The 22,730-nt window shown below is 46.8% G+C and carries 27 protein-coding genes and 1 other annotated feature; of the genes, 26 read left to right on the top strand and 1 reads right to left on the bottom strand.

What is annotated here, in order from left to right; translation table 11 throughout:
• The first annotated feature begins 677 nt into the window (after positions 1-677).
• The 25 genes from AC3AQ9_RS06400 (at position 678) to pheA (ending at position 21,087) form a co-directional block, all read left to right on the top strand.
• Complete coding sequence (locus AC3AQ9_RS06400; protein WP_488306591.1) at positions 678-1,238, top strand: hypothetical protein; 561 nt, start codon at positions 678-680, stop codon at positions 1,236-1,238.
• The gene (locus AC3AQ9_RS06395; protein WP_488306590.1) at positions 1,228-2,721 is read left to right on the top strand and encodes a VanW family protein; all 1,494 of its coding nucleotides are present in this window, start codon (positions 1,228-1,230) and stop codon (positions 2,719-2,721) included. The genes AC3AQ9_RS06400 and AC3AQ9_RS06395 overlap by 11 nt, the downstream gene beginning before the upstream one ends.
• Positions 2,722-2,743: 22 nt before the next feature.
• A complete protein-coding gene (locus tag AC3AQ9_RS06390; RefSeq protein WP_488306589.1) occupies positions 2,744-4,399 on the top strand; it encodes a GspE/PulE family protein in 1,656 nt (551 codons plus the stop codon).
• A gap of 4 nt (positions 4,400-4,403) precedes the next feature.
• Positions 4,404-5,450 carry a type IV pilus twitching motility protein PilT gene (locus AC3AQ9_RS06385; RefSeq protein WP_488306588.1) on the top strand — a complete coding sequence of 349 codons (1,047 nt, stop codon included), beginning with the start codon at positions 4,404-4,406 and terminating at the stop codon, positions 5,448-5,450.
• A 1-nt stretch (position 5,451) separates the two neighbouring features.
• The gene (locus AC3AQ9_RS06380; RefSeq protein WP_488306587.1) at positions 5,452-6,663 is read left to right on the top strand and encodes a type II secretion system F family protein; all 1,212 of its coding nucleotides are present in this window, start codon (positions 5,452-5,454) and stop codon (positions 6,661-6,663) included.
• A gap of 124 nt (positions 6,664-6,787) precedes the next feature.
• A complete protein-coding gene (locus AC3AQ9_RS06375) occupies positions 6,788-7,219 on the top strand; it encodes a type II secretion system protein (RefSeq protein WP_488306586.1) in 432 nt (143 codons plus the stop codon).
• Between the two features lie 39 nt (positions 7,220-7,258).
• Positions 7,259-8,197, top strand: coding sequence for a type IV pilus biogenesis protein PilM (pilM, locus tag AC3AQ9_RS06370; protein WP_488306585.1), 939 nt, complete (start codon positions 7,259-7,261; stop codon positions 8,195-8,197).
• Between the two features lie 3 nt (positions 8,198-8,200).
• Entirely contained in the window at positions 8,201-8,989 is a 789-nt protein-coding gene (locus tag AC3AQ9_RS06365; RefSeq protein ID WP_488306584.1) for a PilN domain-containing protein, read from the top strand.
• Complete coding sequence (locus AC3AQ9_RS06360) at positions 8,986-9,756, top strand: pilus assembly protein PilO (RefSeq protein WP_488306583.1); 771 nt, start codon at positions 8,986-8,988, stop codon at positions 9,754-9,756. Before AC3AQ9_RS06365 ends, AC3AQ9_RS06360 begins: the two co-directional genes overlap by 4 nt.
• 77 nt (positions 9,757-9,833) lie before the next feature.
• Positions 9,834-10,589 carry a prepilin peptidase gene (locus AC3AQ9_RS06355; RefSeq protein ID WP_488306582.1) on the top strand — a complete coding sequence of 252 codons (756 nt, stop codon included), beginning with the start codon at positions 9,834-9,836 and terminating at the stop codon, positions 10,587-10,589.
• Between the two features lie 58 nt (positions 10,590-10,647).
• Complete coding sequence (locus tag AC3AQ9_RS06350) at positions 10,648-10,887, top strand: hypothetical protein (protein ID WP_488306581.1); 240 nt, start codon at positions 10,648-10,650, stop codon at positions 10,885-10,887.
• A 74-nt stretch (positions 10,888-10,961) separates the two neighbouring features.
• Positions 10,962-11,573, top strand: a complete 612-nt coding sequence (locus tag AC3AQ9_RS06345) for a Maf family protein (RefSeq protein ID WP_488306580.1) — start codon at positions 10,962-10,964, stop codon at positions 11,571-11,573.
• Positions 11,563-12,255, top strand: coding sequence for a RadC family protein (gene radC / locus AC3AQ9_RS06340; RefSeq protein ID WP_488306579.1), 693 nt, complete (start codon positions 11,563-11,565; stop codon positions 12,253-12,255). The genes AC3AQ9_RS06345 and radC overlap by 11 nt, the downstream gene beginning before the upstream one ends.
• Before the next feature lie 89 nt (positions 12,256-12,344).
• The gene (locus AC3AQ9_RS06335) at positions 12,345-13,373 is read left to right on the top strand and encodes a rod shape-determining protein (RefSeq protein ID WP_488306578.1); all 1,029 of its coding nucleotides are present in this window, start codon (positions 12,345-12,347) and stop codon (positions 13,371-13,373) included.
• Positions 13,374-13,387: 14 nt separating this feature from the next.
• Positions 13,388-14,272: a rod shape-determining protein MreC gene (mreC, locus tag AC3AQ9_RS06330; RefSeq protein ID WP_488306577.1), complete on the top strand. Its 885-nt coding sequence runs from the start codon at positions 13,388-13,390 to the stop codon at positions 14,270-14,272.
• Positions 14,269-14,814 carry a rod shape-determining protein MreD gene (mreD, locus tag AC3AQ9_RS06325; RefSeq protein ID WP_488306576.1) on the top strand — a complete coding sequence of 182 codons (546 nt, stop codon included), beginning with the start codon at positions 14,269-14,271 and terminating at the stop codon, positions 14,812-14,814. Before mreC ends, mreD begins: the two co-directional genes overlap by 4 nt.
• A 66-nt stretch (positions 14,815-14,880) precedes the next feature.
• Positions 14,881-15,546, top strand: coding sequence for a septum site-determining protein MinC (gene minC, locus AC3AQ9_RS06320; RefSeq protein ID WP_488306575.1), 666 nt, complete (start codon positions 14,881-14,883; stop codon positions 15,544-15,546).
• A 1-nt stretch (position 15,547) separates the two neighbouring features.
• A complete protein-coding gene (gene minD, locus AC3AQ9_RS06315; protein WP_488306574.1) occupies positions 15,548-16,351 on the top strand; it encodes a septum site-determining protein MinD in 804 nt (267 codons plus the stop codon).
• Positions 16,352-16,744: 393 nt separating this feature from the next.
• Positions 16,745-16,826: a sequence feature (ribosomal protein L21 leader region), on the top strand.
• Positions 16,827-16,840: 14 nt separating this feature from the next.
• Positions 16,841-17,149 carry a 50S ribosomal protein L21 gene (gene rplU, locus AC3AQ9_RS06310; protein WP_488306573.1) on the top strand — a complete coding sequence of 103 codons (309 nt, stop codon included), beginning with the start codon at positions 16,841-16,843 and terminating at the stop codon, positions 17,147-17,149.
• A 3-nt stretch (positions 17,150-17,152) separates the two neighbouring features.
• Positions 17,153-17,482 (top strand): ribosomal-processing cysteine protease Prp, encoded by a 330-nt coding sequence (locus tag AC3AQ9_RS06305; RefSeq protein WP_488306572.1) that lies wholly within the window; start codon positions 17,153-17,155, stop codon positions 17,480-17,482.
• A 13-nt stretch (positions 17,483-17,495) separates the two neighbouring features.
• Positions 17,496-17,786, top strand: a complete 291-nt coding sequence (gene rpmA / locus AC3AQ9_RS06300) for a 50S ribosomal protein L27 (RefSeq protein ID WP_204890370.1) — start codon at positions 17,496-17,498, stop codon at positions 17,784-17,786.
• A gap of 102 nt (positions 17,787-17,888) precedes the next feature.
• Complete coding sequence (locus AC3AQ9_RS06295; RefSeq protein WP_488306571.1) at positions 17,889-18,404, top strand: Spo0B domain-containing protein; 516 nt, start codon at positions 17,889-17,891, stop codon at positions 18,402-18,404.
• Position 18,405: 1 nt separating this feature from the next.
• Positions 18,406-19,695, top strand: coding sequence for a GTPase ObgE (gene obgE, locus AC3AQ9_RS06290; RefSeq protein ID WP_488306570.1), 1,290 nt, complete (start codon positions 18,406-18,408; stop codon positions 19,693-19,695).
• A 53-nt stretch (positions 19,696-19,748) separates the two neighbouring features.
• Positions 19,749-20,201, top strand: coding sequence for a transcriptional regulator ThrR (thrR, locus tag AC3AQ9_RS06285; RefSeq protein ID WP_488306569.1), 453 nt, complete (start codon positions 19,749-19,751; stop codon positions 20,199-20,201).
• 16 nt (positions 20,202-20,217) lie between these two features.
• Positions 20,218-21,087 (top strand): prephenate dehydratase, encoded by an 870-nt coding sequence (gene pheA, locus AC3AQ9_RS06280; protein WP_488306568.1) that lies wholly within the window; start codon positions 20,218-20,220, stop codon positions 21,085-21,087.
• A 371-nt stretch (positions 21,088-21,458) separates the two neighbouring features.
• On the opposite strand, the gene AC3AQ9_RS06275 is transcribed toward pheA, so the two are convergent.
• Positions 21,459-21,992 carry a transcription repressor NadR gene (locus AC3AQ9_RS06275; protein ID WP_488306567.1) on the bottom strand — a complete coding sequence of 178 codons (534 nt, stop codon included), beginning with the start codon at positions 21,990-21,992 and terminating at the stop codon, positions 21,459-21,461.
• 125 nt (positions 21,993-22,117) lie between these two features.
• On the opposite strand from AC3AQ9_RS06275, the gene ruvA reads away from it, so the two are divergent.
• Positions 22,118-22,714 (top strand): Holliday junction branch migration protein RuvA, encoded by a 597-nt coding sequence (gene ruvA / locus AC3AQ9_RS06270; RefSeq protein ID WP_488306566.1) that lies wholly within the window; start codon positions 22,118-22,120, stop codon positions 22,712-22,714.
• The last annotated feature ends 16 nt before the right edge of the window (positions 22,715-22,730 follow it).

The following is a 22,730-nucleotide window of genomic DNA, read 5'->3' as shown; positions in this document are numbered from 1 at the left end:
TTCCTATAAACTTAACCAAACAAATTTAAATTTGTAGTAAAAAGAATAGATTTTACTGCAAATAAACGGTGCAGAGCTGTAGATTAAATGTAATAATAAGCTTATAATGGCGAATGGCTAAAAAGAAATTATAATAAGGAAAAAATTTCTTTATTATCAGTGCTAATATATTGTAGAAGGATTATTATGCGAAGGTCAAACCATTAAAGAATTAACATCAGTTGAAATTCTTGCTGCACTCGTCATTCTAAATATCAGTATGATGACCAGCTTCCCTCAGATGACGTTATTTAATAATAGGAGTCAAATTGGAATTCGATAAAACTCGCTTTGTAAAGCAATGAGGAATTTTTTGATCAAACTGACGGATTTGGAAGCACTTAAAGGACAGATTACAATCGGCGGTATGAGTTCGTTGTTTTATTACGCTTCCACATCAGATCCTAGCCATACAAAGTGTAGATCATTAGAGGCGAGGGAAAGTTTAACCTTCGGAATCAAATGCCAGGATTAAAGTGGAATCGAACTGTTCGAACACATTAAAAATGCGTGGAGTTACTGTAACAAAAGCAGATATAGCGCCTCATATCAACGACACAGGTTTCGATTTTGAAGTAGTTTATTAAACCCGATAAATATAGAGATTATCGTTCCACAAACAACCAGGAGGTTATGTTTTGATACGTTTATTGCTTTTAATCATCATTGCAGCAATCGTTCTAGCACTTGCGTTTTTCCAGTTTAAAAGCGTGTCGGCAGCAAGAAAGATGACTTTAGCAGGCGGTGGATTGACCGCTGCCGCAACTGGCATCTTGCTCCAAAGTGGATTTGCCTGGTATATGCCTTTGCTGGCGATAATCGCTGTGTCACTTCTTTCGAGCCTCATTTATATGAAGGTCTTGGAAAAAGAACAAAAGGAAAAAGAGCGTTTAGCCGAAGAGCGGAAAGAGCGACGGAAAGAATTGATTTCACTGGCTCCAACAGCACTATCGGTTATTGAGAAAGACCTGTCAGTAAAAGAGCCGGTTCCAAGCAAAGAACCGGAAGCGATAAAAGAGCATGAGATGGTTAAAGGACCTGAAAAGATCGAAATGCCGGAAACAGTGAAGATGCCAGTACTCCATAAAGAAGCTGAAGAAAGTAAAGAGCCCGAGCGCATAAGGGAACTGGTCGGAGCAAAATCATTCGGCATGGAATCGATTAAGCCAGTCGGGAAGGAGGATGGACGTGGACAATAAAGTATTCGGTCTAACCTTTGCAGCCATATTCGCATCAGCGCTGTTCTTTTTCGGCGTTGCCAACGCTGGTGCATTAGCTGTGGACACGTGGATTTTCCCGACGGAAAAATTCGAAGAAAACACGTATATCGGCACTACGGATGTGTCAAATATGGAACTCGAACAGGCAAAACAGCTTTTTGTAGGCCAAGTGGAGTCATGGAGCACGGCAGCGGAGCTTTTAGTGACTTATCAGGATGCAACGGCAAGTTATCCGCTTGAAAACGCGGAAATGTTGCTGGATGAAACCATTGGGCAAGCACAAAGTGGAGCCCGGAACAATTTCGTTTTCCAATTATCGCCGGAAACGACTCAAACATTTTTAGCACAGCAATTTCCAACCGCTGTTTTTTCAGAAGCGGATGCAGAAAACATTACAGCAAAACTGGAAGCCGCATTAGCGGAGGGGCAGACAAAAACAGTAGTCGCAATCAGTGACGATACGCTGCAAGTCAACCGGGATGTCGTTTCTGAGGCGACAATTCCGCATACATTGACCAGTCCGGACGCAATGGCTGTCGTGAATGCGCTCAATGGCATCGAATTGCCGGCAGCAAGCCGATTTTCCTTTTTGGAATTTCTAGGGGACGTGGAGTTGACGGATGTAACGGATGCAGAACTGACGCAAATTGCTTCTGCCATTTATGCAGCCGTTTTGAAGACCAATTTTACAATTGAAGAACGCAGCATCGGTTCAAGCGCTCCTGCCGCAGTGCCGCTGGGCCAGGAAGCGGCAATCAACCGGCCGCTTGGAATCGATTTTGTCTTTACAAATACCAATAGCAGTTCCTTTACCTTGAATTTATCGATGGACGGCGGTTCATTGAGCGCTATGCTCACTGGATACCCATTTGTTTATCAATACGAAATCCAAACAAGCGGCGAAGAAAAAGTGAAACCGCGATTAATTAAGCAATACAGTGCCTTTGTTGCTTCGGGTGCAGCAGTGGAAGACGAAGGCCGTGAAGGCGTGAGAATCAATGTGTTGCGTTCCATTACAGCAGACGGCAAAGAAGTGGAGATCGAACCGGTTTCAACTGATTTTTATCCGCCGGTCCACCGCATTGAAATTTACCCGTTGACGAAAACCGAAACGGCTCCTGCCCCAGGGACAGCTACACCGCTTCCAGGGGAACCGGGTTTCATTGACACGAATGGTGACGGTGTCCACGACAGTCCGGCTGCAGCTCCAGTGGCGCCGCTTCCGGGAGAACCAGGGTTCACTGACGCGAATGACGACGGTGTTCACGACAATCCGGCTGCAGTTCCAGTGGCCCCGCTTCCGGGAGAGCCAGGATTTACTGACGCCAATGGTGACGGTGTCCATGATGTTCCACCAACCAATCCACCAAGGGGCAGCACAACGCCGGATGACACAGAAATAGACAAAGAGGAAGAATCCGAGCCTGAGTATGATAAAGGCGGGAATTTAATCAATCCTTGACCGGTTTTGAGGAGGGAAAAGTTTGGCAAAAAGACGCAAAAGACTAGGAGATATATTGATAGAACTAGGCCTTCTGAGTGAAGAAGACCTTCAAGGGACGCTGAACGAAAAGCAGACAGACCAGAAACTGGGCGATGCGCTTGTGCAGCGCGGATTGATCACCGAGCAGCAATTGATAGAAACTCTTGAAGTGCAGCTCGGCATTCCGCATGTCACGCTGTTCCGTTATCCGTTCGATCCGAATTTGTTCAATGTGGTGCCGAAGGATTTCGCCAAGCGGAAATCGCTGGTGCCGTTGAAAACCGAAGGCGATAAGCTGTTTATCGCCATGACAGACCCGACAGATTTCATCACCATTGATGATCTCCGATTGACGACAGGCTTCCAAATTGAACCGGCAATCGCATCGAAGGAAGATATCCTGAAAACGATCGCTAAATATTACGAAGAAGAATCGTACGATGACATGCTGGAAGAAATGCCGCAAAATACGGCGTTAGAAGAAGATATTTATGACATCGACGGACCGATTGTCCGATTAGTCAACCAGATTCTGTCGAATGCCGTCTCGTTAAAAGCGAGTGATGTGCATTTTGATCCGCAGGAAAACCGCCTTCTTGTGCGCTACCGCATTGACGGGTCCTTGCGGACGGAACGGATTTTGCCAAAATCGATGCAGCAAATGGTAACCGCGCGCATCAAGATTTTAGCGAATTTGGACATCACCGAAAACCGAATTCCGCAGGATGGCCGCATCAAGACGACTGTCGAGCTGCGTGCCATTGATCTGCGGGTATCGTCCTTGCCGACGGTTTTCGGGGAAAAAATCGTTATGCGGATTTTGGATTTGAGCGCGAACTTGACCGATATTTCCAAGCTTGGTTTTAATGACACCAATATGGAGCGTTTTCTTCGTGAAATCGATAAGCCGAATGGCATCATCCTGATTTCAGGGCCGACCGGTTCCGGTAAATCTTCAACGTTATATGCGGCACTCAATAAATTAAACAGCGAAGAAGTCAATATCATCACGGTTGAAGACCCGGTTGAATACCAGCTGGAAGGCATCAATCAAATCCAAGTGAACTCCAATGTCGGCTTGACATTTGCTGTAGGATTGCGTTCCATTTTACGGCAAGATCCCGATATCGTCATGGTCGGGGAAATCCGGGACAAAGAAACGGCCGATATTTCCATCCGGGCTTCTTTGACAGGCCACTTAGTATTAAGCACCATCCATACGAACGATTCGATTGCTTCGATTACCCGCTTGATGGATATGGGTATTGAGCCTTTTCTTGTCACCGCTTCATTGAATGCAGTTGTAGCCCAGCGTTTGATCCGCCGGGTTTGCCGCGACTGCCGTGAAGTCCAGATTGCATCTGTCCGCGAACAGGAAATTTTCGCAAAAAGAGGGTTGGCGATTGATGTTGTGGCACGCGGCAAAGGCTGCCCGCGCTGCAATATGACCGGATACCGGGGCCGTATGGCGATCCACGAAGTCCTGGTGGTCGACGAAGATATGAAAACAATCATCAACCGCAGCGGAACGGCAGCAGAAATCCGTGAAGTGGCGGTCAAAAACAACACCATCTTCTTAATCGACGATGGCTTACTAAAAGTGAAGGAGGGTCTGACAACGACAGAGGAAGTGCTGCGCGTTGCCATGACAGAATAATTCTATGAATATGACGTTAAACTTTGTTGATACCGTCCTGACAGCAGCCATTGACTTGAAAGTTTCTGATATTCATATGACGACCGGTATTCCGCCGGTATTCAGAATGAACGGCACGTTAAAGCAATACGGCGATGAAAAATTGCTGCCGGAAAAGACCAAGGAAATCGCCCGGGCATTAATGCCTGAAGCGCTTTGGAACACGTTTCTGGAAAAAGGGGAAATGGATTATTCGTACTCTATTCCTGGCGTTGCCAGGTTCCGCGTCAATTCGTTCCATCAGCGCGGTTCGATTTCACACGCATTCCGATCAATTCCAACGAAGATTCCATCCATCGATGATTTAAATATGCCGGATACATTAAAAAAACTTTCGGATACGCACCAAGGCTTGATTTTGGTGACCGGCCCAACCGGTTCCGGTAAATCAACGACGCTTGCGGCGATGATCCGCCATATGAATGAAAATTTCACGAAGCATATTATTACGCTGGAAGATCCAATTGAGTATATGCATAAACATGGCACTTCAGTCATCGACCAGCGGGAAGTCGGTTTTGACACAAGTTCATTTGCCAATGGCCTGCGTGCAGCGCTGCGCCAGGATCCCGACGTTATCTTGGTCGGAGAGATGCGTGATTTGGAAACGATCACGACAGCGATTACCGCTGCCGAAACAGGCCACTTGGTCATGGGAACGCTCCATACATCAAGTGCCGCTTCTACAGTTGAACGGATTATCGATGTCTTTCCGCCGGAACAGCATGCCCAAATCCGGACACAGCTTGGCGGGATTTTAAAAGCGGTCATATCCCAGCGACTGCTTCCAACAGCGGATGGCAAAGGGCGAGTCGCGGCAACGGAAATCCTGATCAATAATGCAGCGATTGCAAACTTGATCCGCACGCAGAAAGTGCATCAAATTCCGAATATCATTTTAACGAACCGGGCAGCCGGCATGCACATGATGTCGACGTCCGTACAGGAACTTTTGAAAAAAGGAAAAATCTCTCGCCAAGTTGCTTTTCCTTATTTGGAAGGAGAGGAATAACTTGGCACGTTTCAAATACGAAGGGCGTGACCGCAAGAAAATAAGGTCCGGCGTTATCGTAGCCAGCAACCGGCGCGAAGCTGTTGAAAAATTGCGCGACGAAGGAGTTCGCGTGATTGACATCCGGGAAATCCCGACGACGGCACTTCAAAAAGACATAACTTTCGGGAATCCGGTCAAGCGCGACCAATTCATCATGTTTTTGCGCCAATTTTCCACATTGATGCGAGCGGGAGTGACGATTGTTGATGCAGTTAAAATCCTTTCCCAGCAAGTGGAATCAAAAGCTTTGCGCAAGACTTTAAGCGAAGTGGATGATGAGCTGCGAAAAGGCAATTCGCTATCAAGCACGTTGGCGAGATATCCAAAAATCTTTGAACCGTTGACGATCAATCTGATCCGTGCAGGAGAACTGTCGGGGAATATCGATGAATCATTGGATCGGCTGGCGACCCATTACGATAAAGCCTACCAGACGCGGCAAAAAGTCATTTCTGCGATGTCTTATCCAATAGTGGTTGGCGTTTTGGCAATCGGAGTTGTCATTTTCCTGTTGTCTTCCATCGTCCCGATGTTTGCAGACATGTTTGCAGGGTTTGGCGGAGAACTTCCGATGATCACCCAGATCGTCATGGGAGCCAGTGATTTTGTGAAAGGGTATTGGTATCTCTTGATTTTGGCGGCACTTTTATTTGCCGGAGCCATTTGGCTGATGAAGCGCAATGAAAAAGGGATTTATATTCTGGATACGATTGTGCTGAGAATCCCATTATTCGGAAATATGCTGAAAAAGTCCGCATTAGCCCGGCTGACCCGGACATTGAGCTCGTTGTTTTCCAGTTCGGTACCGATTTTGCAGGCTATGACAATGACGGAAAAAGTGGTCGGCAATGCGGTGATGTCCAAAGTCATCATTGCTTCACGCGATTCCCTGGAACGCGGCGGCTCATTGACTGAACCGATGAAGAACCATTGGGCGTTTCCGCCGCTGATTCCGCATATGATTGCCATCGGAGAACAGACCGGATCGCTTGACCATATGCTGGCCAAAGTAGCCGAGTTCTATGAAAAAGAAGTGGAAGCTGAAACCGATCGGCTGAAAGCGTTAATCGAGCCCTTAATGATAGTAGTTCTGGCTGCTTTAGTCGGGACTATAATACTAGCTATTATGATGCCGATGTTTGAAATGTTCCAAAATGTAGACCAATTGTAGGTATAATTGATAAGAACAATTGAAATTTTTTCAAGAAAACGTATTGTTTAATTCATGACTATTGATATAATTAAGCTGTACTCAACATAGTACTAAAATGATAAACTACTAGGAGGAAATAAGAATGAAAAACTTTGTTCAAAAGAAATTAAAAGAACAAAAAGGTATGACATTGATCGAGCTTTTGGCCGTTATCGTTATTATTGCGATTATCGCAGCGATCGCTATTCCGGCGATTGGGAATCTTATACAAAATTCTAGAGAAAACGCTTTGGTTGCTGATGCGCAAAATGTAATGAATGCTGCTAGTATTTATTTTGCTGAGAATGGAGATAAACCTTCTGTTACAGCAGCTGACTTAATTACTGGTAAATATTTAGAATCTGATGGTGAACTTACTTCTGCTACTGTTACTAAAGGATCTCCCGATACTATTACTTTTACGGGAACGGCTGGAAATAAGACTTTAGGGGCCACAGGAGTTACTAAAGACACATTAGCTCAAACTGGAAGAGGAGCACTCAGTGCACCGACGCCAGCAGGATCAGGTGGTTAATTGATTATAAATATACTTTGATTTATAGGAGCTGAAAAAATGGCCTTATCGTTTTTATCGAGAAAAGCGCGAGTCGCGACCATAACCATAGAAGAAGACGCGATCCGTCATGTCGAACTGAAATCCCATTCACCGCTCGAATTGAGCTGTGCGGAAGAGCTTGCATTTCCCGCAGGCATCATTGAAGATGGGAAAATCGTCGATGCGGAAGCGCTGGAAGCGATACTCGATAAGGCTGTCAATCAGTGGGGTCTCTCTAAGAAGTCAGTCCGATTCCTCGCCCCTGACGAATTCGTTATTATCCGCAAAGTGCCATACCCCGAAGATGTTGAACAAGATGAATTGAAAGGCCATTTCTTCATTGAAATCGGTTCAACGCTTTACTTGCCCTTCGAAGATCCCGTCTTTGATGTGGTGCCGTACCATACCGACAGTGAAAGTCCGGAAGTGATTATCATCGCTTCAAAGGAATCGGTCATCAACGATTACGAAAATGCTTTGGACAGCGTGAAATTAAAAGCGGTGGTCGCGGATATCACTCCGCTCGCTTTATACCGCCTGGCCCATCTTCAGCATGACTTTATGGAAGACGAACATATTATGCTGATTGATCTGCAATCGAAGAAAATGACGATTTCCATTTTCCATGAACATTTTCCGTTGTTTATGCGGCCGGTCGATTTGGAGCTGCCTTCGATGATTGGAGAAGATCCGGAAGCGGTAATGGAATTGATTGAAGATGAATCTGAAAAACTTGCAAATTTCTACCGTTATAATATGAATGGCGGCGAAGCTGGCATCACGAAAGTGATCTGCAACGGTGAATATACGGATTGGGACGCGTTCCAGGCACGGTTGGAAGAGCGTTTTTCTTTGCCGGTTTTGCCAGTTGTCATTGATGCCATTCCTTCCGATGATTCGGAAGATGTACCCGGACGTTTTAACCGCGCCATCGGTCTTGCGCTGAAAGAGGTGTGATCCATGCTTGTAGATATTAACTTATTGCCGCAGAAAGAGCGGGACCGTCCCGCTTTTATCATTGCGGCGATTTCTATTTTATTGCTGGCCGTCATTATTTGGGCCGTTTTTGCATTTTTGGCGAATGCCAACGAAAATGAACAAGCAGAATTGGCAGCCCAGTCCGCGCAAGTCGCTGCAGAACAAGCGGCTATCCGGGAACAGCTGGAAGCCACTCAAGGCTTGAATGAAGAACAGCAATTGAAAGTGACGGTCGACTGGGCAGAAAGTTATCAATTTGATACCTTGCCGCTTTTAAAGGATTTGGTCTCCAAATTGCCGGCTCGCGGCTTCTTCGATAGTTTCTCCTATGTCGGCCTTGATCAAGCTGTTTTAACCGTGCAGTTTGATACTGCCCGTGAAGCGGCATTTTACTTAGCTCAATTAAAAACCTCCGAACTGCTCCAGTCCGCAACATTGGATTCGGTAACTCAGGAAGAATTGGAAGAAGAAACAGCGGCTGAAGGCGAAACTGTCGCAGTAATTGAAGAGGAAGATGCGGTCATCGAAAATCCGCGCTACCTTGCAACATACACGCTGTTATTTGTTGATGACCGGATTCCGGCAGAAGTGGTTGAAGGCGAAGTGCCAGCCGAAGGCACTGCCGAACAGCCTGCAGCGGAAGCGCCGCCTGCTGAAACGCCAGCAGAGACAACTCCACCTCCTGCAACCGAACCGGCAGCGGATGTTGAAGTGAATGTTAATCAGGAAACACCTGCCACTCCAGAAGGAACGGAGGGGGATGGACAATGAGCAGTTTGACAAAAAGCCAGAAAGAAAAAGGGCTTGTGATTTTAGCTATCGTCTTTTTATTACTATTGGGAGCTTATTCTTATTTCATGGTCTACGCACCGGCAAAAGATGCACGCCTGCAAGCGGAGCAGACTTTGAGTTCTGAGCGCGATGTCTTGATCGCGCTTCAGACGCAACTGAAGGAACTGCCGGAAGGCGAAAAAATCAGCACCAGTGAATTGCAGCAAAAAGTATCGATTGAGCCGTTATCGGAACTGCTCGTCTTGCAGATTGAACAGGCAGAATTGCTTTCCCAATCGCTTGTCACCGATATTGGAATCGTAGAAGAACCGGTGACATTGCCGGTGCCGGTAGAAGGTCTGGAAAATCTCCAGCAAGTGAAAACAACGGTATCTTTTAAAACCGCTGATTATAAAGGTATCACGACGTTCATCAAAGAAATTGAAGCGATGGAACGGATCCTCGTCATCGATTCTATCGATTTTGGCGCCAACGAAGAAGTGACGACAGTGGAAGCGGAAAAAGATCCGCTTGAAGTCACGCTGAGCTTTTCTGCTTATTTCCGCCCGGATCTGATCGCTTTGGCGGACACATTACCGAAAGTTGATGCACCGCCGCCGGCCGGCAAAATGAATCCACTGCCACAAAACGACGGCACGGCTTTGGTGGAAGAGGAAGAAGCCGAACCTGCTGAAGGTGAAACGGATGTCGACGTAGACGTTGAAGTCAATGTGGAAGCCGATGAATCAGCAGCTGACGGCCAGTGATGAATGAAACAGCAAAGGAGAAATCATGATGATTTCTCCTTTTTCAATAAAAATCTAACAGACGAAGAAGGAGTCCTATGTTCATTGTCTATACAGCTTTCTTTTCGATATTCGGGCTTGTTTTCGGGTCCTTTTATAACGTAGTCGGGTTGCGTGTGCCGAAAAACGAATCCATCGCTTTTCCGCCTTCCCATTGCACGAAATGCGAGCGCCAGCTGACAGCGCTCGACTTAGTCCCGGTCTTATCCTATCTGTTCTTGAGAGGGCGCTGCCGTTCGTGCAGTGAAAAGATCCACTGGGTCTATCCGTTGATGGAGGCGATCACTGCCGCCTTATTCGCTATTTCTTTTTGGCAGCTGGGCTTTACCCCAGAGCTGATCGTCGCACTCATTTTTGTGTCGCTGCTGGTCATCATCACGGTGTCGGATATCGCTTATATGCTTATTCCGGATAAAGTGCTGTTGCCGGTCGGCATCGTGCTGCTGGCCTTGCGTTTGTTCATCCCGCTTGATCCGTGGTGGGATGCCCTGCTCGGAGCTGCAGTCGGATTCGGTATCTTATTATTGATTGCCATCATCTCAAAAGGCGGCATGGGCGGCGGCGACATCAAATTGTTTTTCGTCATCGGATTGGTGCTGGGGACGAGTGGGACGTTAATGACTTTATTCTTTGCATCACTCATCGGAGCGGTTGCCGGAATCATTCAGCTGCGCGTCCATAACCAAGACCGCAAAACGCCGGTGCCATTCGGCCCGTCAATTGCACTTGGTGCCATTATCACTTATTTCTGGGGCGAAGCTTTGTTGAATTGGTATATGAATTTCTGGGGATGAAGCTGAGGGCTTCATCTTTTTTTGTTTGATCTAAGTTAGCAAGGATGAAGGATATAGATTGAGGAACCAAACAGCGGAGAAAACCGTATTGCCTTTGCGTTGTGCCTGCATCGCTTCGTTGCGTCGTCTTAAAGACTTGGCCTCACAAACCTCGGCCAATGTCTTCGCAGCTGTATTGCGGAATAACAACTGGTACTATCTTTTGAAAATATTTATTCAAACCGCGCAGCAGATTGATTCTGCTCCAAATCCTCCTCCAAATCTCATTTTTGATTGCCGCATTTCGAAGCAAAATTAATTTTTGCGAATTTCACTACAATTTTCATCTTTTCGGATTTTGGGTATGATGCTACAAAAGGGAGGAATTCAGTTATGAAATTTAAAGCGAACCAGCCGGTCATCTTGGCGTCGGCATCACCACGGAGAAAAGAATTGCTGGAAGGGATCGGAATCGACTTTTCTATCATTCCAAGTTCGAAAGAAGAGCCGGATCCGGCGAAGTTCCAGACGGCGATGGGCTATGTCATTGAATGCGCGCTGCAAAAAGCGAAAGACGTTGCGAGAAAACATCCGGAAGCGGTTGTCATCGGTTCGGATACAGTCGTCGTACTGGACGATGAAATTTTGCTTAAGCCGCAGAACAAACAGCAAGCACAGGATTATCTGCGGAAACTGTCAGGTAATACACACGACGTCATCACAGCCGTCACCATCGTCAAAGGCGGCAGCGAGCAGTCGTTTGAGGAAATGACCCGCGTGACGTTCTATGACTTGCCTGACGCCTGGATTGACGCCTATACGAATACAGAAGACCCGTATGATAAAGCAGGCGCATACGGCATCCAGACGATATCAGGATTATTCGTGAAAAAAATTGACGGTGATTACAATACCGTCGTCGGTTTGCCGATTGCGAGCCTGACGCAAAAGCTGGTGCTGTCTGGCTATGTGTCATTGGAAGGGAGACGCGTCCATGCAGATTGAGCAGGCGTTGATGATCCGGGACGTCCATGCCGCTGACCGGCCACGAGAGCGGCTTGTCAACCAAGGGGCGATGAGCTTGTCGAACCAGGAGCTGATTGCCATTTTGCTGCGCACCGGCACCAAACAGGAATCCGTTTTGCATCTTTCAAACCGGGTGCTGACTTATTTCGAACAAATCCAGGGATTAAAAGATGCGACCATAGAAGAAATGACTTCCATCAAAGGCATTGGCCAGGCAAAAGCGGTGCAGCTGCTCGCAGCTGTGGAGCTTGGCCGGCGCCTATCCTCTAAACAGACCGACGCGAAATTCACGATCCGATCCCCGAAAGATGCCGCTTCCTATTTGATGGCAGATATGACTTCGCTCAAACAGGAGCATTTTGTTGTGTTGTTCCTCAATATCAAAAACCAGGTCATGCACAAGCAGACGATATTTGTCGGAAGCTTGAACGCCAGCATCGTTCATCCGCGAGAAATTTTCCGTGAAGCGGTCAGAAGGTCGTCTGCGTCCATAGTCTGTGCGCATAATCACCCATCTGGAAACCCGGCACCTTCTCCTGAAGACATCGCTGTTACCAAGCGTTTGACGGAAGCGGGAAGCATTATTGGCATTGAACTTTTGGACCATATTATCATAGGGGACCATCAGTTCACTTCTTTGAATGAAAAGGGATTTATGTAGGACTGTTACTTTTTCTTTATTTCAGCTATAATGAAAGGTATTGTATTGACTCTATGGCTTTTTGGCATATAAAGAAGGGAAGAATTTACGTGTTTGGAATTGGATCAAAAGATGTAGGTATTGATTTAGGTACGGCTAATACACTAGTTTTCATTAAAAATAAGGGGATTGTTCTTCGTGAACCGTCTGTTGTGGCTAAGAATACCAATACGGGTGACATCGTTGCAGTCGGGAATGATGCACGCAATATGATCGGCCGAACGCCTGGGTCAATCGTCGCAATCCGTCCGATGAAAGATGGGGTAATCGCTGATTTCGATACGACTACAGCGATGATCCAATATTATTTGCGTGAAGCGTTAAAATCGTCCGGCATGAGCTGGCAAAAGCCGAACGTCATGATTTGTGTGCCTTTTGGCATAACTTCGGTGGAAAGCCGCGCCATCATTGATGCGGCTCGCCAAGCGGGAGCGCGCGAAGCTTTTACGATCGAAGAACCGTTTGCGGCTGCAATCGGTGCAAGTTTACCGGTTTGGGAACCTACTGGCAGCATGGTCGTCGATATTGGTGGCGGTACGACTGAAGTGGCCGTCATTTCACTTGGCGGGATTGTGACTAGCCAATCTGTTCGTGTTGCTGGTGATGCATTTGACATTGCAATTACTCAATATATCCGCAAAATGTATAACTTGACGATCGGCGAACGGACAGCAGAAGCGATTAAAATGGAAATTGGTTCTGCTCGCACTGTAACAGAAGCAGAGAAAAATGTTAAAATGGAAATCCGTGGCCGTGATATGCTTACGGGGCTTCCAAAAACGATTGAAATCTCTGCAGCAGAAATTTCTGAAGCGCTGAAAGAAGCGGTGGCATCCATTATCGATGCAGTGAAATCCACGCTTGAAACGACTCCTCCTGAACTTTCAGCGGATGTTATGGAGCGCGGCATCGTGTTGACAGGCGGCGGTGCTATGCTTAAGAACTTGGATAAAGTGATTGCCGATGAAACGAATATGCCTGTGATCATTGCAGAAAATCCGCTTGACTGCGTAGCAATCGGGACTGGTAAAGCTTTAGATAATATAGAACAGATTCGACGCCAGCAATCACATAAATAAGGAGGATTGCCGTAATGTTCCATTTTTTTACAAACAAGCGGCTAATTTTGCTGCTGTTGGGCGTCATCCTGCTTGTTGCCTTAATTTCTTTTTCTCTCCGGGACCGCGATAATGTGTCGCTTCCGGAGCAAATCATCAAGGATGCCGTCGGAGCCGGCCAGATGGTCTTTTCTGTGCCTGCTCATTTCGTCACCGGGATTTTTGACAACGTAGATTCTCTTTTGAATACATATGAAGAAAATAAGTATTTGAAATCTCGTTTAGAAGAGTTTGCCAGTGTGCAAGCGGAAGTGTCCGATCTGCGTTCTGAGAACGACGAGTTAAAAGCCTTGGTCGGCAAAGAAGAAGATATGCGCAGCTACAATCCGATACATGCAACTGTCATTGCCCGGAATCCGGATCAATGGGAAGAAAAAATCATTATCAATGAAGGCTCGACGAGCGGGGTCAAGGAAAATATGGCCGTGATGACCGCTCAAGGGCTTATCGGTAAAGTGGTGCTGACAACACCGTTTACCTCCACCGTTGAATTGATTTCGACCCAGAACCCGAATTACCGGGTATCGGCCATGGTTATTGGCGGCAAAAAAGATGTGTTCGGATTGATTGAAGGTTATGATGTTGAACGCCGCGAATTGCTGCTGAAACGGATTGACGCGGATATCGACTTGAAAGAAGGCCAGCAGGTCATTTCCAGCGGGCTTGGCGGCATTTTTCCAAAAGGCATTGTCATCGGGGAAATCACCGAAATTGCCATTGATGAATTTGGTTTGACCAAGCTTGTGTATGTAAAACCGGCAGCTGATTTCTCTTTGCTGAATCATGTGGTGATCGCCGACAGAGTGTTGCCGGAAGTTGACGGGGAAGATAATGGGGTAGTTGGAGATGAAGAATCATGATGAGATTTCTGATTCCGGTCATCGGGCTTTTCCTCTTTTACTTGGAACCGGTCTTCGGCTTGTTTTCGCCTTTGCAGCTTAACGGGGAATATTATTACGTTGTTCCTCGTTTTTTGATTATGTTTTTGATTTTTGTATCGGTTTATTTCGACACAAAACACGCAATGTTTTACGGATTATTTTTCGGGCTCTTGTATGATGTGTTTTTCATCGATATAATTGGGCTATATTCATTTTTGTATCCAGTTATTTGTGTAGTAGCCGGTTACATTGTGAAAAATGTACATCGGAATTTATTCATCGCCACGGCGCTGACCTTGGTATTGACTGCTGCATTCGAATTTATCCTGTATCAGTTTTTCGCCTTGATTTCACTGACGAGCATACCAATCGGCACATTCTTGAATACACGGCTATTGCCGACGATGATTGCGAATTCGATATTTCTGATCATTCTCGGCTGGGCATTCAGATCCGTCATTGTAGGCCGTTTTTTGGAACGGCAAAAGAATCCAAGTTTATCGCGCTTTAATGGACAATGAAGTTCGAAAAAAAAGCTTGGTGTTTGAAGTTTTAATTATTATAATGGAAGCGCAGGTGACACATTTTTGAAGAATCTTGTCTATATCAAAGGGACGAAACAGGGGCTTGTGCTGCAGCTCGACGACCAGTGTTCTTACACCGATCTGCTAAAAGAGCTGCAGGCAAAGGTGTCGGACCCTGCGCTTGAAGGCAGTGCAGAAGTACAGATTAACCTTGGCAACCGGTATTGCACGGAAGCCCAAATCAAAGAAATTATCAGCGTCATCCAAAAAGATACGGAATTGCGTGTCGTACGCGTTAAAAGCGATGTCATTACGGTCGAAGAATGCAATCGCCGTATTCTGGAGCGTCAGTCCGAGACCTATGTCGGCATCGTGCGCTCCGGACAAATCGTCAAAGCAGACGGCGACCTTGTGGTTGTCGGAGACGTCAATCCGAATGGCCGCGTAATCGCCGGCGGCAATATCTACGTGCTTGGACGCCTGAAAGGCATTGCGCATGCAGGAGCAAACGGCAACCGCCAGGCGGTAATTGCCGCTTCTTGGCTCGAAGCGACGCATTTGCAAATAGATGACGAACTGGAAATCATGACAGATGAATTGACCGTATTATCGGAACAGCCGGAAATGGAATGCGCTTATTTACATAAAAATGGCAGCATCATTATCGACCGTTTGCAGGAATTGCGATTCTTGCGGCCTGAAATTTCAACGTTTAAAGGAGGAAGCTAATGTGGGAGAAGCAATAGTGATTACATCAGGTAAGGGAGGCGTCGGAAAGACGACGACAACCGCCAATCTCGGCACTGCATTGGCTCTTCAAGGGAAAAAAGTATGCTTAATCGATACGGATATAGGTTTACGGAATTTAGATGTTATTCTAGGGCTCGAAAACCGGATCATTTACGATTTGGTGGACGTCCTCGATGGCCGCTGCAAAGTGCACCAAGCGCTTGTCAAAGACAAACGTTTTGATGATATGCTGTATCTGCTGCCAGCTGCGCAGACGACAGATAAAAATGCGATCAATCCGGAGCAGATGAAAGAGCTCGTCACTCAACTGAAAAAAGAGTACGACTTTGTCATCATCGACTGCCCGGCAGGTATCGAGCAAGGCTATAAAAATGCCGTAGCCGGTGCGGACAAAGCGATTGTCGTGACCACTCCTGAAATTTCAGCAGTGCGCGACGCCGACCGCATCATCGGCCTATTGGAACTTGAAGAAGGCATCGAACCGCCGAAATTGATCATCAACCGCATTCGCCAGCATTTGATGAATAACGGAGATTCGATGGATATCAATGAAATCACGACGCATCTGTCAATCGATTTGCTGGGAATCGTAGCGGACGATGAAACGGTCATCTCCAGCTCGAACCGCGGTGAACCGGTTGTCATGGATCCGACAAACCGTGCCGCTCTTGGCTACCGCAACATCGCCCGCCGGATTCTTGGTGAATCCGTGCCGCTGATGACGATGGATAAGAAAAACCAAGGCGTCTTTTCAAAAATCAAAGCGATTTTCGCAAAATCCTGATAGCCATGCCCCCGCAGAGATGCGGGGGTTTTTGTTTGGAATGGAACTTTGATTGTGAGGGAGAGTCTATGATCATATGGAAGAGGTCTATGAGCGGTATTGGAGAGTCTATGATCACTCCAGAAGTTCTATGGGCGTTCACGGCGATTCTATGATCACTCAGGAGCGTTCTATGGGCGTTCGCAGGAATTCTATGATCAGTCAGCAAATGATCGGGCGCCAAATGAGTTTTATGGCGCAGATTATAAAAGCTCAAGCAGGGTAATTAACAATTAAGCAGGGAAGAATTGCCGCTGATTGAAGTTTTCTTTATTCCAATCGTGAGAATATCCGGATATCTGTTGACGTGGACCTGAGCACATGGTATTATTCTAATGTTATGTTTGTAGCGCACCTGTGCTACAACCGCTCGAATCAGGTCATATAAGAATCTGCAGCAATGCGATCACCTGAATAGGCGAGTCTTAGTCTAAGAGGAGGTGCAAGGATATGTACGCAATTATTGAAACTGGTGGTAAACAAATCAAAGTTGAAGCGGGCCAAGAGATCTACGTTGAGAAATTGAACGGAGAAGCTGGTGACGTCATCACATTTGACAAAGTTTTATTCGTAGGTGGAGAAGACGCTAAAGTTGGTGTTCCTTTTGTTGAAGGAGCTACTGTTACAGCTAAAGTTGAAAAACACGGCAAACAGAAAAAAATCACTGTCTTCAAATACAAAGCGAAAAAGAACTACCGTAAAAAACAAGGTCATCGTCAGCCATACACGAAATTGACTGTCGACGCGATCAACCTGTAAGAAATGATACGAGTAAAGGTAAAAGAAACATCTGACCGCATTTTGTCTTTCGAAATGTCGGGTCATGCGGATTTTGCTGAACACGGGCAAGACCTCGTATGTGCTGGAGCATCCGCTGTCTCATTTGGAGCGGTGAATGCCATTATGGAGCTGACGAAAATCGAACCTCAAATCCAGCAGGAAAGCAGCGGCTTTTTAAAAGTCGTGTTTCCCGAAGGCCTTGATGAGAAAACAGATGAGCAAGTTCAATTGCTCGTGCGTGCCATGATCGTTTCCTTAAAAACGATTGAACATGATTACGGAAAATATATCAAAATAACCTTCACAGCTTAGGAGGTGGAACAGAATGTTAAGATTAGATCTTCAGTTTTTTGCATCCAAAAAAGGTGTAGGTTCAACGAGAAACGGACGTGACTCAGAATCTAAACGCCTTGGCGCAAAACGTGCAGACGGCCAACTCGTTTCTGGTGGCTCAATTTTATACCGTCAACGCGGTACTAAAATTTACCCAGGTGAAAACGTAGGACGTGGTGGGGACGATACACTTTTTGCTAAAGTTGACGGAATCGTACGTTTCGAACGTTACGGACGCGACCGCAAAAAAGTTAGCGTATACCCTGTAGCACAAGAAGCTTAATACAAAACGAAAAGGGCTGCGCTTGCAGCCCTTTTTCTTTTTCAAGAAATTCCGGCGAAATATTGGTATACTAATGTAAGAAGCTGATACGGGACGTGACTTATGAAGGAAATGAAAACGGTGGCACAATCGCTTCGGCATGCGCGCCATGACTTCTTGAATGAATTGCAATTGATCAATATGTATTTGGATCTTGGACGGCAGGAAGAGGCACAAGCGATCATTCGCTCGCATGCCGAAGCGGCTGTGCATCTCAGCCGGCTTGCCGGTTTGAAGATGCCATTGACAGAAGAATGGCTGCTGCTTGCAAAATGGCAGCATCCGGAGTTTCATTTTCAAGTGGAATGTTTGGCACACCAAGCCTCAGCAGAACTGGATGCGGCTTTTGTCCGTCTGCTGGAGCTTTTCGTAGAAACGGCGCAGCCCCAAATGGATCCGTATGCGGAGTATGAATGCTGCATCAGGTTGGTTGATGATGAAGAGTCGTTGGTGATGGAAATCACATTGAATGGAAACTGGACGGATATTGAGTTTCCTGAAGTTTCCGGTTTATATGCTGTAAAAGAGTGCGGTCCGGACAGTTTGAAAATAACTGCACGCGCACAGATGGAGGGATAATATGTTTGTCGATCACGTAAAAGTTTATGTTAGAGGCGGAGACGGCGGGGACGGTATGGTTGCGTTCCGCCGCGAAAAATATGTACCGAATGGCGGTCCTGCAGGCGGCGACGGCGGTAAAGGCGGCGATGTCGTATTTATCGTTGAAGAAGGCCTGCGCACGCTAATGGATTTCCGTTACAAACGGATTTTCAAAGCTGACCGCGGAACACACGGAATGAGCAAAAATCAACACGGCGCGAAAGCATCTGATACGTTCATCAAAGTTCCGCCTGGGACTGTCGTAAAAGACGCCGACACGGGCGAAACGATTGCCGATTTGGTGGAACATGGCCAAACAGCAGTCATTGCACGCGGTGGACGCGGCGGGCGCGGGAACTCCCGTTTTGCCACTCCTCAAAACCCTGCTCCGGAACTATCGGAAAAAGGGGAACCAGGATTTGAACGCAATGTTATTATGGAATTGAAAGTATTGGCAGATGCCGGTTTAGTCGGATTCCCGAGCGTCGGAAAGTCGACTCTTTTATCAGTCGTTTCCGCTGCCAAACCGAAAATTGCGGAATACCATTTCACTACAATCGTACCGAACCTCGGCATGGTTGAAACAGATGACCAGCGCAGTTTCGTTATGGCGGATCTACCTGGATTGATTGAAGGCGCGCACCAAGGTGTCGGGCTTGGCCATCAATTTCTGCGCCACATTGAACGCACTCGCGTCATTATCCATGTCATCGATATGTCCGGCATGGAAGGCCGCGACCCGTATGAGGATTATGTGACCATTAACGAAGAATTGAAACAATATAATTTGCGCTTGACTGAACGTCCGCAATTGATCGTGGCCAATAAAATGGACATGCCGGATGCGGAAGAAAACCTGGAGGCGTTCCGCAAGAAAATGCCGGAAGATGCACGCATTTTCCCGATTTCTGCATTAAGCCGCCAAGGTTTGTCCAATCTTTTATTCGCGATAGCGGATCTATTGGAAGTAACGCCAGAGTTCCCGTTGATCGAAGAAGTGGACGAAGAATCAGAAAACGCGGTTCTTTACAAACACGAATCGGATGCGGATGGATTTACGATTACACGCGATCCAGATGGTTCATTTGTATTGAGCGGTTATGCGATCGAGCGTTTGTTTAAAATGACCGATTTCTCAAGAGAAGATTCGATTCGCCGATTTGCCCGCCAGATGCGCGGCATGGGCATTGATGATGCTTTGCGTGAACGCGGAGCAGAAAACGGCGATACGGTCCGTCTGCTTGAGTTTGAATTCGAATTTATGGACTAATAGGGAGTTAAACCTTATTAGCCTTAGTTTCACTTTATCTGGAGGGCTGTGGAATGAAGGATATATCGGAACAACGGTTTTATTTGGTGCGCGAAGACGTTTTGACCGAGGCGATGGTGAAGACGCTGGAAGTCAAACGGCTCTTGCAGCGCGACCGCATGTCAATTTTGGATGCGGTCAATAAGACCGGTTTGTCACGCTCTGCGTTTTATAAGTATCGAGATGCGGTATTTCCATTCCATTCAATCGTCAGAGAGCGGATTCTGACGGTATTCCTGCAATTGGAGGACCGCTCAGGCACGCTTGCAACACTTCTTCAAACAGTTGCTGAAGCCCGCTGTAATATTTTGACCATCCATCAGACGATTCCGATTCAAGGCCGGGCGAATGTTACGCTGTCTTTGGACGTAACCGCGATGGAAATGGAATTGGATGCTTTTCTGCAACAGTTGAAAAAACTCGATTTTGTCGAGTCGGCTGAAGTGGTATCAAGTGGATCATCATAAATAGAGGAGTGTTTGGATGGCTGGACAAACTGCAAATAACCGAATTTCATATTTAGGGCCGGAAGCGTCGTTTACTCATTTGGCGGCGCTCCGGGTATTCCCGGAAGGCAAGCAGGTCCCGTTCGCAACAATCCCGGAATGCATCGAAGCAGTGGCGGAAGGCAGCGTGGATTACGCTGTCGTGCCCATTGAAAATGCATTGGAAGGATCTGTTTCGCTGACAGTCGATTACCTGTTCCATGAAGTACAATTATACGTAACGGCCGAAGTGCTTTCGCCGATCGGACAGCATTTTCTGGTTCATCCGGAAAATGCCGATGCCGATTCGTTCGAAGCCATTTATTCACACCCACAAGCTTTGGCACAGAGCCATAAATTTTTATATTATACATACAAAAATACGCCGCTTGAGCAGTACAGCTCTACGTCAGCGGCGGCTAAAATGGTGTCTGAACTACCGGAGCGCCCGATTGCAGCCATCGGCAATGAGTTCTCTGCGCAGAAATATGGTTTGACGATCCTGCACCGGGATATCCATGATTTCCATTTCAACCACACACGCTTTTTTGTGCTGTCGAAAACCGACCATAAATTGGATGTGGCGAGTCATGAAAGCCAAGTCAAAACGACTTTGATGATCTCACCGCCGAAAGACGACCGGTCAGGTGTGCTTCATCAAGTGCTTTCTGTCTTTGCATGGCGCCAGCTGAACTTGAGCAAAATCGAGTCGCGTCCGCTGAAAACCGGGCTCGGCAATTATTTCTTCATCATCGATGTGTTGGAAGATGAAAGTGCCACGATGATGCGCGGCGCGTTCGAAGAACTGGCCGCCATCGGCTGTGAAGTGAAAACGCTCGGTTCTTATTTTACGTACCGAAGCGAATAAGGAGATTCCGCAGCATACGTGCTGCGGGATTTTTTATTTGGACAAGTGTCGAAAAATGCTGAACGCAAATAAAAAATTTTAAACGCAAATAAAAGCTTGCCGAACGCAAAAAAAACTTTTTGAGCGCAAATAAATCGAAATGAACGCAAATAAAATTCTTCTGGAGAAAGCTCTTATTAGAAAGTCCGCTTTTCGCGGGTTTGGGTGTTACTCAATATCTAACGCAAGAGCGAATCGTCAGGGCGAATGGCTTTCTTCAAGAATCAAAAGCAACAATTCGGCGGCAAAAAGCATGTTTTTTAGGAAAGAAAAACGCCCGAATCCACAAAAAACCCGAAACCGCCAAGCAGTTTCAGGTTTTCTCACACATTTTACTCGCTGTCTTCCAGTAAAAAGCCGTGTTCCCGCATGGCAGCAATGGCGCTTTCAAGCATGGCGACGTTCGGTGCGGTAATGGTATGAAGGTGGGTGCCTTCGGTCAATTCCAAGAGATAGCTCGCGCCGGTATCGCGGACGCGCTGCATGAACGATTCGACTTCAGCCGCATTTGATACGTGTATGCCGGCCGTCAATTCACCGTATACCGGGTGCTCCACCGATACATCTTTAACTGTGACGCCGGCTGCCACCAGGATTTTCAGTTCCTGTTCGGTTTCTTTCGGTTTATGGCGGCAGGCAATGCGCCGGCTGATCGTTTCCGTGCCGCGTTCGCGCAGATACAGATAGCCTTGGCTTGTCGCGATAATCGGTTCATTGCGCGCTTTAAGAAGTGTCATGTCGCTGACGATCACTTGCCGCGAGACACCAGCGAAAGCTGCCAGCTCGCCGCCGGTCAGTGGCTCGCTTGAAGTTCTTAATTTTTCCAAAAGGATTTGCCGGCGCTGTTCGCCGTAAAGTTTTGTCATAATAAAATCCCAGCTTTCTTAAATGTTAATTCTATTCTAACATGCCTATTTTCTTAGCGGGTTTATTTCGTATAAGGGGAACAAATATGCTATAATCAATAAGTTAAATTGAAGGGGCGACGTACATGTACGATTACATAAAAGGGGTTGTCACACGGGTGACGCCTGAATATCTAGTAGTGGAACAGCAAGGGATCGGCTGGCAGATTTTTGCTCCGAATCCGTATTCGTTTGGATCAGAGGAACTGCAAGTGTTTGTCCATTATCACGTGAGGGAAGACGCCCATCTGCTGTTCGGTTTTCCGACGCTCGAGCAGCGGGAATTGTTCCGTAAACTTATCTCTGTGTCAGGAATCGGGCCAAAAGGAGCGCTCGCCATCTTGGCAAGCGGACAGCCGCAGCACGTCATTGAAGCGATTGAGCGGGAAGATGAGTCGTATCTCGTGAAATTCCCGGGTGTCGGCAAAAAGACGGCACGCCAAATGATTCTTGATCTGAAAGGCAAGCTGGCGGAATTCTTCGGGGAACCGTTTGTGACAGACGAGCCGCATGGCTTGCTTGCGCATGACGACGTTGAACTTGAAGAAGCGATGCTGGCACTTGGTGCACTTGGCTATTCCGAGCGTGAAATAGCGAAAGTGAAACCGAAACTGAAAGACCTGGATTTGGATACCGAAGGCTATATGAAGAAAGCATTGCAGTTATTATTGAAACAAAACTGATGAAAAGGAGGCGGAC

It is taken from the genome of Planococcus sp. VCh962 (genome assembly GCF_057748275.1).
The sequence above is the reverse complement of the archived record's forward strand: the minus strand, read 5'-3'. Positions and strand labels throughout refer to the sequence as shown.